Genomic DNA, 13,460 nt, shown 5'->3' on the forward strand with positions numbered 1-13,460 from the left:
TACATGATGAGATTTCATTATTTTGCAGAAAGATACTCGTCGATGCCTCTTGCACCTGCTCGTCCGGCTTCCATCGCGAGAATAACCGTAGCCGCGCCAGTCACTGCGTCGCCTCCGGCGTAAACGCCCTCTTTCGTTGTCTTTCCATTGCTCTCATCCGCCACGATACATCTCCAGCGGTTGATCTCCAGACCTTTGGTCGTATTGGAAATCAGCGGGTTCGGGGAAGTACCCAGCGCCATGATAACAGTATCTGCATCGATCGTGAAATCAGAACCGACCACCTCAACCGGACGTCTTCTTCCAGATTCATCCGGCTCGCCAAGCTCCATACGGCGGCATACGATGCCTTTGACCCATCCGTTCTCATCCTCGAGAATCTCAACCGGGTTGGTCAGAAGGTCAAAATGGATGCCCTCCTCTTTTGCGTGATGTACTTCCTCCACACGTGCCGGAAGCTCTTTCTCACTTCTTCTATATACAATATGAACTTCTGCACCGAGACGAAGAGCCGTTCTTGCCGCATCCATCGCTACGTTTCCGCCGCCGACTACGACTACCTTCTTTGATTCCATGATCGGTGTGTCATAATCATCGCGGAATGCCTTCATCAGGTTATTTCTGGTCAGGTACTCATTCGCAGAAAATACGCCGTTGGCATTTTCACCCGGAATACCCATGAACTTCGGAAGTCCGGCGCCAGAACCGATGAATACTGCCTGGAAACCTTCTTCATCCATCAGTTCGTCGATTGTGATAGATTTTCCGATAACTACGTTTGTCTCAATCTTAACGCCCAGCTTGCGGACATTCTCGATCTCCGGCTGTACAACGCCGTCCTTCGGAAGACGGAACTCCGGAATGCCGTAGGTCAATACTCCGCCCGGCTCATGAAGTGCCTCGAAAATGGTTACTTCATAGCCCAGTTTTGCCAGATCGCCTGCACAGGTCAGACCTGCAGGACCGGAACCGATGACTGCTACTTTCTTTCCGTTTGTCTTCTCCGGCGCTGCCGGTACAAAACCATGCTCACGGGACCAGTCTGCCACGAAGCGCTCAAGTTTACCAATGGAAACCGCCTCGCCCTTGATACCGCGCACACACTGTCCCTCACACTGGGATTCCTGTGGGCAGACACGTCCACAGACTGCCGGAAGTGCCGAAGAAAGTGCGATGACTTTCGCTGCCTCCTCAATATTTCCCGCTTTTACTTCCTGGATAAACGCCGGAATATTGATGGAAACCGGGCATCCAGCGATACATTTTGCATTTTTACAGTTCAGACATCTCTCAGACTCCGCAACTGCTTCTTCCATATTATAGCCGAGACATACCTCTTTAAAATTAGTCGCACGTACCTTCGGATCCTGCTCTCTGACCGGCACCTTTTTCATCATATCTCTCTTTGCTTCCATTATTTGTCACCTCCGCACTGTCCGCATCCGCCGTGATGAGTATCGCCCTCTTTCAAGCGCAGCATCGCTCTGCCTTCCTGAGTCTTATAAATTCTCTGACGTTCCATCGCCTCGTCAAAATTAACAAGATGTCCATCAAACTCCGGTCCGTCTACGCAGGCAAATTTGACCTGGTCGCCTACGGTGACACGACAGGCACCACACATACCGGTTCCATCTACCATGATCGGGTTCAGGCTGACAATCGTCGGAATCTCCAGTTTTTTCGTCAGCAGGCAGACAAATTTCATCATGATCATCGGTCCGATTGCAACACAGACATCGTACTTGCGTCCCTGTTTTTCAACTAAATCCTCGATGACACCTGTAACCATACCTTTAATGCCAAAGCTGCCATCATCGGTTGTGATGTAAAGGTTTCCGGCTGCCTTCTCCATCTCCTCGGTCAGGATCAGCAGATCTTTGGTCTTAGAACCTACGATAACATCTACATCAATGCCGTGCTCATGCATCCATTTTACCTGCGGATAAACCGGAGCCGCACCGACACCGCCGGCTACGAAGAGGTATTTCTTCTTTTTCAGCTCTTCTACATCCTCATGGATAAACTCGGACGGATTTCCAAGCGGTCCTACGAAATCATGGAATGCATCCCCAGCCTTGAGGGTGCTCATCTTCTCGGTAGAAGCTCCCACGGTCTGGAATACGATCGTGATCGTTCCTGCCTGACGATCAAAATCACAAATAGTCAGCGGGATTCTCTCGCCCTCTTCGCCCATCTTGACGATGACAAATTCGCCCGGCTCACATGCACGCGCTACACGCGGTGCTTCTACAACCATCAGATAAATCTTATCTGCCAGTTTTTCAGCTTTTAAAATCGGGTACATTCTATTCCTCCTTACAGTTATATGAACATTTTATTGTTTGACTTTTCAGAATTCTCAATTATTTTACCACTTTGTCCTATTTTTGACAACCTTAGAGCGATTCCTTTTCCAGCTTCCGATATTCCCTGAATTCATAGCACAAATTGAAAAATGTCTGCTCGCCGCTTCGTCTTACCAGTTCCCAGCCTTCTTTCTCCAGATCAACCATATGTGTGTCTGCCACATAGGAAAAATCAATCCAGGTGATCTGCGCTGTGTCGCAGAACGGAAGGAACTGCCGGTAAATCGACTCGCCGCCGATGATGACGACATCTACATCTGTCAGATGTTTTTCCTGTTTCAGCTCGTCAATCCGCACCAGCGCCTCCTCGACACTGTGGCAGATCTCTGCCCCCTTTACGCTCAGAGCCTTCTTTTTTGTCAAAATCAGGTTGATTCTGCCATCCAGCGGTCGCTGAGCCGGGAAAGTCAGAAACGTTTTATAGCCCATCACGATGATTTTTCCCATCGTTTCCTGCCGGAATAATTTCTGATCCACCGGGATCACCGTCAGCATCTGCCCTTTATTGCCGATACCCCAGTTCCGATCCACTGCCGCAATCAGCTGAAAATGTCTCGGAAACCGTTCCGGAAACTGTCTTTTGAGTGTCTTCATCATGCTCGCCGCATTGATATAGAATGCCTCGTCTGGCTGTTCTTTCTTATCTACATGAGAATGGAACACGCGCTCCATCTCCCGAAGCGCCGTCTCTTCTTCCGGGAACCGGTTCATAATATCAATCATTGCATCACGGCTGTCACGAAGCTTCTGCATCAGGACATCCCAGATCGTCGCCTTATCCGCTTCACTGACAAAGCCATAGTGGTTTAAAATAATCTCTTTTGCATCCAATTCCGATGAATACTCGATGGATTCTTCTGCCGCCTTATAGTCTACCAGAAACGACGGCATATAACTCCCATCATGCCCCATGACGCCTACCGTTTCACTGCACAGCATCAACTCATCGTCAATCAGGTAAGACATGGAACATTTCGTGTGGCCGATCGTCGCAAACGCGTAGATCGTATGGTCGCCCAGTTCGATCGTCTCACCGTCCTCCAGCGATACATCAATCTGTAAATCTGCATCGTCATATTCCGAATCCCATGGAAGCCCCGCCGCTTCTGCCGCCTCGCCGCTTAGACGCCGGATCGTCTTCAAAGCGCCCGGTTTCACTAAAATTTCTTTTGCGCGCTCGGAAGCATATGCTTTCACCCCCGGCCATGCTTTCCGCACCGCCGGAAGCCCCGCTACATGATCATAATGGGAATGGGATAAAAGAACCGCGTCTAACTCTGCATCGCCCAGTTCTCTTTTTATATTTTCCACCATCTGATCGGCAGCATACGCCATCCCCGCCTCGAACAGGAGATTGGCTTTTCCCTTTATCAAAAACACCGCACCGCTTCCGCAGCCAGATACATCGATCACCGTCATTGCTTTCTCATCCTTTTTGTTTGAATTTAAAATCGAACCGAGAAAATTTGAACAAAAACAAATCCTCAAATCCATATTTCGTATTTGATTTTACTGGATCTTTATGAAAAATACAAGGACTGGTTCAAATCAGATGAATGTAAGGAATAATAGGGTAACTGTTCACAAATAGGAATTTTCTGAACTGAAAATTCTGTACGATACAGTTCTCGCAGCAGATTTTGCCGATTTGGAATGCGCAGCATCGGCAAAATCCCGTTGCTGGGCACACATGTGTGAGCAGTAACATAATGGGATTTTTAATAACAGAATGCCGCAATTTCATTCCAAACAAACGGAACAATATCTGAGCGGGTGTGGCTGGGATACTCGGACAGATTTTCTAAATTATAAAAAGGATCGGCACCGATATGAAATCGTGTGTTTCGTTACACAGATTCCGGATCAGCGCCGATCCTCTGGGTGGTTGGTTTTAATTTAGTAAATTATGGGGAAGAGCTGCACCCCAGCATGCTCAGTGGCTTCAGCGTGCTCAGTGCCCCAGCTCAAAAAAGCTGCGCTTTTCTTCGCTGGACGGGCTGCGCCCTATAAATCAGTCCAGCAAGACAGTTCCTTATGTGCAAGCACAACGTTCCTGTCTTACTGCCCTGCTTTGCACTGCTTATGCCTCAACCATGTACGGATATGTTACATCCAGGCACGGTACTCTGAGTTCTTTGATGGTTCTCGGGCTTAACCAGCGATACATGTTGATCTCGCTGCCGGCTTTGTCGTTGGTTCCGGATGCTCTTGCACCACCGAACGGCTGCTGGCCGATAACTGCACCGGTCGGCTTGTCGTTGATGTAGAAGTTTCCGGCTGTTCCTTTAAGTGCATCTTCCATCTTAACGATAGCTTCGCGGTCATCTGCAAAGATTGCTCCGGACAGACCATAGGACGTTGCGGTATCGCAGCTTGCCAGAGTCTCATCCAGTTTGTCATCCGGATATACATATACGGTCATAACCGGTCCAAAAATTTCCTCTACCATAGTCTTGAAATCTGGCTTCTTAGCCTCAATCAGGGTCGGATATATGAAATATCCCTTGGAATCATCGTATCCTCCGCAGATAACTTCTGCATCCTCGGATGCTTTTGCATAGTCGATGTACTCTTTGTTGGTCTTGAATGCAGATGCATCGATAACAGCGCCCATCAGGTTTGTGAAATCGGTTATATCGCCAATTTTAATCTTCTCAATCTCTGCCAGCATACCCTCTTTAACCTGCGGCCAGATGCTTGCCGGAACAAATGCACGGGAAGCTGCGGAGCACTTCTGTCCCTGATACTCGTAGGATGCTCTTGTCAGAGCTGCTACCAGACCCGGTACGTCTGCGGAATTGTGAGCAAAGATGAAGTCCTTTCCACCAGTCTCGCCAACCAGACGCGGATATGTTTTGTATTTCTTGATGTTCTCGCCTACTAAGGAGTAAACACCGCTGAACACTTCGGTAGAACCTGTGAAATGGAATCCTGCCAGGTTCGGATCGCTTAATACGTACTTGCTCATGTCAGAACCACGGCTCGGTACGAAGTTGATAACACCTGCCGGAAGTCCTGCAGCCATCAGGGCCTGCATTACATAGTAGTTGGAAAGAACTGCTGTGGTAGCCGGTTTCCAGAGAACTACGTTACCTGCGATCGCCGGAGCGGTCGGAAGGTTAGCACCGATGGATGTGAAGTTGAATGGGGAAATCGCGGTTACGAAACCTTCCAGCGGACGGTACTCGATGCGGTTCCAAACATTCGGTGTGTTGTTCGGCTGTCTGTCATAAATCTGCTGTAAGTAGTATACGTTGAAACGAAGGAAATCAATCAGCTCGCAGGTATCAATCTCAGCCTGATATGCGGTCTTGCTCTGTCCTAACATGGTAGCTGCATTTACTTTATCTCTCATCGGACCAGCGATTAAATCAGCTGCTTTTAAGAAGATAGATACGCGGTGTTCCATCGGCATCTCGGTCCATGCTTTTCTGGCTGCCAGAGCTGCTGCAATTGCATCCTTTAACTCTTTCTCACCGCCGGAAGCTGCTTCTGCGATTACATGAGCATGGTCATGCGGCATAACTGCTTTGGTCTTTCTCTCTGTCCAAACTTCCTTACCACCGATGATCATCGGAACCTGAACAACCTGTGCGGACTGGCGCTCCAGCTCTTTCTTTAAGCTGGCTCTCTCCGGGCTTCCTGGAAGATATGCTTTTACCGGCTCATTTTTCGGCATCTCTACTTTGAAATATCCATTGCTCATTGCTCATCTCTCCTTTTTGAGATTTTGTCTCATTCGTGATTATGATATGAAATTTTTTCTCACTTCATTTTCGTAAAATCTAATTTTTTCTTTTCAATTTTCATATCAGTGAATTTCTATGGCTAAATATTAGCACGTTTTTCATTTTATGTCAATACTATTTCATATTTAAAAATACATATTTTCATTATGTTTTTCTGTGCATATCGCATAATATCTTTGCTTTTTCCTGTATTCTGTTTTGGATTGTAATTTTTATCGATCTTACTGTTCACGCATACGTGCCCAGTAACAGAATTTGCCGTGGCTTCGCATTTAAATACGGTAAATTCCTGCTGCCACCACGTTTTCTTACGGCACTTTTGCTTCCAAAAGTGTCCACCCGGGAACAGTAACTATCGATTCTTGTAATTCTGTATGTTTTTTTATGCTTTGTTTACGGGACATGGTTTTTGTGGTATACTGATCCCGCCTGAAACAACTCACAAAAGTGAGTTTATCCTGAAAATAATTCACTTATATGAAAAAAGGAGTTTGATTATGCTTAAATTAGAACGTACCAGCGTCATGAATCTGGAAAATGCCATGCGCGGTGCCCGCAATCCGATGAACAGCTGGGGACGGATGGACAGCTTTTATGATGAGAATGGCGAATATAAACTGGGACCGAACGATCTCGACCTTGCGAAACGTCTCCGCAAAGCAGGCAGCGACCACCGCAAGTTTCTGCGCCAGGTATTTGTCTCAGTCGATGTGACCGCACCTCTCTACTGGTGGAAAGAATATGATACTTATAAAGTAGCGACCGTCGCCAATTCAACCAGCACGATGCACAAAATCGCCAGCAAACCGTTTTCGATGGACGATTTCAGCTGCGACCACATGACAGCCGGAACACGCGCATTTATGGAAACAGTTATCGCCAAGCTGGAGGAAATCCGCCTGCGTTATCTGGAGACAAAGAATAAGGATGACTGGTATGATATGATCCAGCTGCTGCCGAGCAGTTATAATCAGATGCGGACTTGTTCGTTTAATTATGAGACACTGATTAATATTTATTATGCCAGAAAGGATCATAAGCTGGCGGAGTGGCATACATTCTGTGACTGGATCAAGACTTTGCCGTATGGGGAAGAATTGATTATTGGGGAAGGAAAATAGATAATTAGTTTGATTTTCGTGAGAGGGACGGAGAAAAAGCCGCCCGGGCAAAAATGATCAGGTTTCGAGGACTGGGATTTTCTAGGCATCTTCGGTTTGATTAAAAACAGAAAGAAATCCTCACAAAGCAAGTTTGTTGCGGTTTCTTTCAACATCAAATCCGAATCTGCCAAGTAAATCCACAGTCTCGAAAATTCCATTTTTGCCCGGGCGGCTTTTTCTCCTGTTTATTGGATGATAACTTGGTAAAATTTAAGATCCTGGTGTCATCCAGCGCATGAATGCGGCTGGATGACGGCGTAGGATCTTTTTTCGTTCCGTATGATAAATTACTTTGTCCACCATCTACTTTCTTATCTAACTATATTCAAGAAAGTCCCCCATGTCTTTCTTCTAAATACTGAATGTGCGCTTAGAAGAAATGTTTAGTTATGGCAGAGAACTGGCATTCCCTTGTATACTTTCTCGTAGAGAAGTTTTGCTTTATCAACCGGCAGATTGATGCAGCCGTGGCTGCCGGAATACTGGTAGATGGTTCCGCCGAATTTACTTCTCCAGCTTGCGTCATGGAAACCGATGCCGCCGTTGAATGGCATCCAATAGTCTACGTGACTTTCATATTCATATGTGCCGTCTGCCCGTTTGGCGCCGCGCAGAACGCGGTCGGCCTGCTTGTAGGTCAGGCTGTAAATACCTTCCGGGGTTGTGTAGTTTTTGGATACGTTTCCGGTTACGCACGGAGCATCCCAGGTCAGGGCGCCGTTTTCATACATATATACATGCTGGGCGCCGAAATCAACTTCTGCGTAGGTATTGCCCCAGTCTGCGTCTGAATGGCTGGCTGCCTGCTGGGAGAACTGGACTTCACGTTCCTGATTGATACCTGTCCGCGCCATCAGAACCAGATTGTCTGTCTCTGCAGTCTGGTCAATCTTCCATCCATAAGGGCCTGTCAAGGCTACCTCTTTTCCGGAAGTGGTATGGAAAGTACGGGTAGTTCCAGCTGTGTCGTATTTCGCTGCCAGCGCCTTGATGTAGGCAGCTGCCTTATCGCGGTCTACAGTAATGCCATTCTCGCCGCCTGTATACCAGCTGACATATTCAGTACCGGACAGTGTCTCGGTTGCATCACCGATATGGAAGGTGATGGTCGCATTTTTAGCCTGGTTCATCTGGGCGCAGAGTGCTTTTAAGGATGCATCGTCGGAAGTCACCTGGATCGGTGTGTAACATCCCAATGCTTCCAGATCGATCTCTGTCATGCCGGAGGCGATCGCCGCATTGATCGCCGTCTGTACCTTTGCCTTATCCACAGATTCTCCCTTTACTTCCGGAACAATCGTGAAATCTTTTCCTTCTTCCCAGGCGGATATATGGGCATCTACCGTCGGCGCTACACTATCTGACATACAATTTAAGGAAGCAATGCGGTTTGCAAGCATCGTCTGATCGCAGGAAAGCGGCATCGCGATCGTCAGCGCTCCTGCTCCAGCTTTGCCTTCGCTTCCTCATTGCTCATTCCGCCGACTGCGACGCCATTTACACTTGTTCCATTTGCAAAACTGCCATCTGCCAGTACTGGCTGTGCAAACATCAGCACCAGTGCAGCTGCTGCACCAGTCATTTTAAGTATACTCATACTTTTATTTTTCATTTTTTCACAAACCTCTCTGCCGCGCCATATGGCTGCGGCCTGTATATATGGATTCTGAATCCTTATTATAGCAGAGTCGGAAAAAAAGTCCAGACCGATTCTAAAAAAGATCGTCAAAAGATCCGATTCGTAAGAATTTCTTAACGGTTCCTTTTTTCTTTCCTTTTTCTTTCATTTTTTCCATATTCATGATTGCAGTTTTTCCATTTTGCAGTATGATGGTATTCATTGCAAATGGGAAGTATAACTTTCAGGACGTCCTTAAAAATGTTTAAAATTTTCATGTTCCCAAAAGCGCCAAAAGGACCGCCGCATCTGGCATGCCCTCTTCTAAGTAAACAAGATTTTTATTGTTATCTTGGTCTGCTTAAAAGGACATATGCCAGTCTGCGGCAGTCCTTCTTTCTATTTCCGGTCAATTTCCGGATTGACATGCACCATAATGTGTTTTACCTTCGGAAATGTCTTTTCAATGCTGTTATGCACCACCTCGGCAATCTTGTGCGCCTCCCGCAGCGGCATGGAACCATCTACCTCAATCTCAATGTCCGCATAAATTTTATTGCCAAAGATGCGCGTCTGAAGCAGGTCAATCCGCGCCACATCTGGATTCTGAAGAACGCAGGCGCGCAGCTGTTCTTCAGTCTTCTCATCACAGGAATGATCGACCATTTTATCCATCGCATCTTTAAAAATCTCATACGCCGCTTTCACGATAAAGACGAAAATAACCAGGCTCGCGATCGGATCCATGACCGGAAATCCCATTCTCGCGCCCACGATTCCGACCAGCGCACCGATCGAGGAAAACGCATCGGAACGGTGATGCCATGCATCTGCCATCAGTGCGCTGGAATCAATCTTTTTCGCATAATATCGGGTGTACCAGTACATCGCTTCTTTACTGACAATGGATATAACAGCCGCTGCCAGCGCCAGCATCCCCGGAACCTGCAGGTGACTGTATTCTCCCTTGAGCACGTCCGTAAGCGCCTCCACGCCAATCCCCAGACCTGTCATAAAAAGAACCATCGAGAGGACAATCGCAGCCACACACTCCATCCGCTCATGTCCATACGGGTGCTCCTTGTCCGGCTGTTTGGACGACAGCTTAATTCCAATCACCACGATCATCGTGCTGAACACATCGGACGCCGAATGGATACTGTCACTGATCATCGCATTCGAATGTGCGAACACGCCGGCTAACAGCTTCATAAACGCCAAAAGGATGTTCACTACTATCGTTACAAAAGACACTTGATTTGCCACCTTCTGAAAATCATTCTGTTTCATATTCGTTACCTCCAAAAAATATCTCATGGCACTAACGATAGGTGGGTGCTGCAAACCCATAAAAAAGTATAAAAAAACACCCACGAACCAGTATGAGTAGCTACTGTCCCGTGGATGAAACTAACTTCCACTGTCGCTTCTGCGACCCGACCCCATGATATTCACGGTCTGCTCAGTTTGTACTGTAGTTTGATATGCAGTGCAAAGAGTCTATGATGAATAATAGCACAAATTTACTTTGTTGTCAATATCGGGGAACGCCCCTTTTTCCATATTTATTTTTTCAATTCCTTAATTCCAGCCTCAAGTCCTGCCGCCGTCAACGGAAACATCGGAATCTCCTCGCGGATCAGACTGATCGTGTACGCACCGTAGGCATATGCCCAGTTATTTTCCCGCATCGGGTTCAGCCAGATCGCCGACGGAAAACGCCGGTGCATCTCCTGCAGCCAGTAAATGCCTGTCCGCTCGTTGCTGTGGAAATAGTCGAGACTGCCGCCGCGGTACAGAAGTTCCGACGGCGCCATCGACGCATCCCCGACCAGAATTACCTTGTATTCCGGTTTCAGGTTGTGAAAGACCCACTCGGTCGAGATCTTATCCCTCCAGGAGCAGGACGGCGTCGTAAACAGCTGATCGTAGAAACAGTTGTGGAAATAATAAATCTTCAAATCCTTAAAATGGGACGACTGATTGACCGCCTGGAACAGCCGGTTGCACAGATCCGCATATGCCCACATCGACCCGCCGCTGTCCATCAGAAGCAGAAGCTTCGTCTGGTTCTTTCTCGGGCGCTCCATGACGAGCTCCAGACGTCCGCCTTCGTCACAGGTCTTCTCGATCGTTTTCTCCACATTGAGTTCCGTTTTCGGTCCATCCTCACGGCAGGATAAAAGACGCAGCTTTTTGAGCGCCACCTGGAACTGCCGGATCTGGATAACCGCATCGTCGCGGAAATCGCGGTAATTCCGCTGTTCCGCCACCTGCAGCGCGCTCCGGTTTTTGCCCGGTCCGCCCACGCGGATGCCCTTCGGGCTGTAACCGGAATGTCCAAATGCCGACGTACCGCCGGTTCCAATCCACTTATTGCCGCCGTGGTGCTGCTCATGCTGCTCTTTCAGTCGTTCCGCCATCATTTTACGGATATCGTCCAGATCAAGTCCCGCAAACCGCGCATCGACCTCATCCTTATCATACGGCGTCTGCGCGTGCGCCTTGGCAAGCCAGTCTAAGACCTCCTTAGGAAGTTCCTCAAACGTCTGCACATTTTTAAAATATGCCAGAAATGCCTGGTCAAATTTGTCATATTCAGACTCTTTTTTGACCAGAACCGCCCTCGCCATATAGTAAAACTCCGTCAGGCTCGCGTCGTTCAGGTTCATTTCCAGCGCATCCATCAGGCTGTTCCACTCATTGAGGCTCGTCTTCATCCCGTAAGAACGGAGTAGATACAGAAAATCAGTAAACATATCGGTTATTCTCCACCAGCTTTAAATCCTCTGTCTTTTTTAAGAGTACCCCCGCAAACGGGATCTCCTTTTCCAGCTTTTCCACCGGCACGCCGCCGATCACAAGCGCCTGAATCCAGTCCAACACCTCGGAGGTACTCGGCTTCTTCTGCAGGCCGCGCAGATCGCGCACCCGGTAGAAGGCGTCCAGCACGCCGTCGATCAGCTTCTGGTCGAGATCCGGGTAATGTGCCTTGATGATCTTCTCCATCATCGGCTGCTCCGGGAATGCAATATAATGGAAGATACAGCGGCGCAGGAACGCATCCGGCAGCTCCTTCTCCGCATTGGAGGTAATAATCACAATCGGACGGTGCTTCGCTTTGACAGTCTTTCCCGTCTCTGGAATGTAAAATTCCATCTTGTCAAGTTCCCAGAGCAGGTCGTTCGGAAATTCCAGATCCGCTTTATCGATCTCATCGATCAAAAGAACCGTCTGCTTTTCCTTCTCAAATGCCTCTCCCATCTTTCCGAGGCGGATATATCTGGCAATATCATCAACGCCGTCCGCACCAAACTGGCTGTCGTAAAGACGCTGTACCGTATCGTACACGTAAAGACCGTCTTGTGCGCGGGTCGTCGATTTAATATTCCAGATCAAAAGTTCCATATCGAGGGATCTGGCAATCGCCTCCGCGAGCATCGTCTTTCCAGTGCCCGGTTCTCCCTTGATTAAGAGCGGCTTTTTGAGCGCCGCCGCAATGTTAACGCTGCGGATCAGTTCATCCGAAGCGATGTATTCGTCACTGCCGTGAAATTGCTGCATGGTAAATTCTCCTTTTAGAAAGTTCTCCTTTTACATAACTGTAAACACTAACAAGGGCGGCATAACGATTCAGGATCCATGCTGACTGCGATCGGTTCGGATCCATCGTTCCTCCCGATCGTCATACATAATCCTGCCCGTTTGCCGCCCTATTGATTTTCTATAAATATAGCAATATTCTAATAGTTTGTCAAATCGTATATATGTTAGGATTTCATTAGAAAAACACGATTGTTACTGCTCACTATTCTACTTTGCCACCCGGATATTCTTGCTGCCGCTAAATCCTTCCGGCGGCTCTGTCTCCGTGAGGATCGTCGCTTCTTCAAACACCCCGAACGTCACCGAACTTACCATGCCGAATTTCTGGCTGTCCGCCAGCACATAGCAGCGCTCTGTCTGACGCATCGCCTCTTGCTTGACTAATGCCTCGTTCGGATCCGGCGTCGTGAAACCGTGGCGCTTGCTGACGCCGTTGGTTCCAAAAAATCCCTTTGTAAAATGATAGCCCTGGATCGTCAGGATCGCCTGACTTCCGATGACCGCCTCCGTCGTGCCCTTTAACTCACCACCAATCAGAATTACGCGGTTTCCGGCGGCTGCCAGCCGTTTGGCATGTGATACCGCATTCGTCACAAACGTGGCGCTGCGCGCCGGAAGATAGTCTAAGATATACCCGGTCGTCGTGCCCGCGTCCAGATAGACAAAATCATCCGGCTGGATAAGTCCCGCCGCAAACTGGGCGATTCTCCTTTTCTCCTCCTGCTGCAATTCCATCTTCTGTGCCACTGACGGTTCGGTTCCCGTAAATGTCCCGTCTGAGGACACCGCGCCGCCAAACACCTTGGTCAGGCGCCCCGCCTTGTCAAGCGCATTCAGATCCCGCCGGATCGTCGATTCCGAAACTCCCAGCACCTCTTTAATCTCAGGAACTGTCACACTCCTCTTTTTATCCAGAAGTTCCAAAATCAGTTCGTATCTTTTTTCTGTCAGCATGACT

The 13,460-nt window shown here is 48.2% G+C and carries 11 protein-coding genes and 1 riboswitch; of the genes, 1 reads left to right on the forward strand and 10 read right to left on the reverse strand.

All coding sequences use genetic code 11. The features are described 5' to 3' along the window. Positions 1–17: 17 nt before the first annotated feature. The 4 genes from gltA to pruA all read right to left on the reverse strand — a co-directional run bounded on the left by gltA (position 18) and on the right by pruA (position 6,072). A complete protein-coding gene (gene gltA / locus C7U56_RS04810) occupies positions 18–1,415 on the reverse strand; it encodes an NADPH-dependent glutamate synthase (RefSeq protein WP_107000348.1) in 1,398 nt (465 codons plus the stop codon). Beyond that, positions 1,415–2,305, reverse strand: coding sequence for a sulfide/dihydroorotate dehydrogenase-like FAD/NAD-binding protein (locus tag C7U56_RS04815; RefSeq protein ID WP_022359686.1), 891 nt, complete (start codon positions 2,303–2,305; stop codon positions 1,415–1,417). Before C7U56_RS04815 ends, gltA begins: the two co-directional genes overlap by 1 nt. Before the next feature lie 91 nt (positions 2,306–2,396). Then, positions 2,397–3,785 carry a dihydrofolate reductase gene (locus C7U56_RS16195; protein ID WP_333493369.1) on the reverse strand — a complete coding sequence of 463 codons (1,389 nt, stop codon included), beginning with the start codon at positions 3,783–3,785 and terminating at the stop codon, positions 2,397–2,399. Between the two features lie 661 nt (positions 3,786–4,446). Further along, positions 4,447–6,072 (reverse strand): L-glutamate gamma-semialdehyde dehydrogenase, encoded by a 1,626-nt coding sequence (gene pruA / locus C7U56_RS04825; RefSeq protein ID WP_107000349.1) that lies wholly within the window; start codon positions 6,070–6,072, stop codon positions 4,447–4,449. Between the two features lie 540 nt (positions 6,073–6,612). On the opposite strand from pruA, the gene C7U56_RS04830 reads away from it, so the two are divergent. Further along, complete coding sequence (locus tag C7U56_RS04830; RefSeq protein WP_107000350.1) at positions 6,613–7,236, forward strand: hypothetical protein; 624 nt, start codon at positions 6,613–6,615, stop codon at positions 7,234–7,236. Positions 7,237–7,661: 425 nt separating this feature from the next. Here the strand turns inward: C7U56_RS04830 and C7U56_RS04835 are convergent, their stop codons facing one another. The 6 genes from C7U56_RS04835 to C7U56_RS04855 form a co-directional block, all read right to left on the reverse strand. Then, positions 7,662–8,702, reverse strand: coding sequence for a L,D-transpeptidase family protein (locus C7U56_RS04835; RefSeq protein WP_233430183.1), 1,041 nt, complete (start codon positions 8,700–8,702; stop codon positions 7,662–7,664). Positions 8,703–8,710: 8 nt separating this feature from the next. Then, a complete protein-coding gene (locus C7U56_RS15890) occupies positions 8,711–8,875 on the reverse strand; it encodes a hypothetical protein (protein ID WP_233430184.1) in 165 nt (54 codons plus the stop codon). 420 nt (positions 8,876–9,295) lie between these two features. Then, entirely contained in the window at positions 9,296–10,186 is an 891-nt protein-coding gene (locus C7U56_RS04840; RefSeq protein WP_022359193.1) for a cation diffusion facilitator family transporter, read from the reverse strand. 101 nt (positions 10,187–10,287) lie between these two features. Beyond that, positions 10,288–10,372, reverse strand: a riboswitch (NiCo riboswitch). An 89-nt stretch (positions 10,373–10,461) separates the two neighbouring features. Next, entirely contained in the window at positions 10,462–11,655 is a 1,194-nt protein-coding gene (locus tag C7U56_RS04845) for a vWA domain-containing protein (RefSeq protein WP_107000351.1), read from the reverse strand. Beyond that, positions 11,645–12,460 (reverse strand): AAA family ATPase, encoded by an 816-nt coding sequence (locus tag C7U56_RS04850; protein WP_022359195.1) that lies wholly within the window; start codon positions 12,458–12,460, stop codon positions 11,645–11,647. Before C7U56_RS04850 ends, C7U56_RS04845 begins: the two co-directional genes overlap by 11 nt. Positions 12,461–12,709: 249 nt before the next feature. After that, entirely contained in the window at positions 12,710–13,456 is a 747-nt protein-coding gene (locus C7U56_RS04855; RefSeq protein WP_107000352.1) for a DeoR/GlpR family DNA-binding transcription regulator, read from the reverse strand. Between the last annotated feature and the right edge of the window lie 4 nt (positions 13,457–13,460).

Source organism: Clostridium fessum (assembly GCF_003024715.1).
Taxonomy (GTDB): Bacteria; Bacillota; Clostridia; order Lachnospirales; family Lachnospiraceae; genus Otoolea; species Otoolea fessa.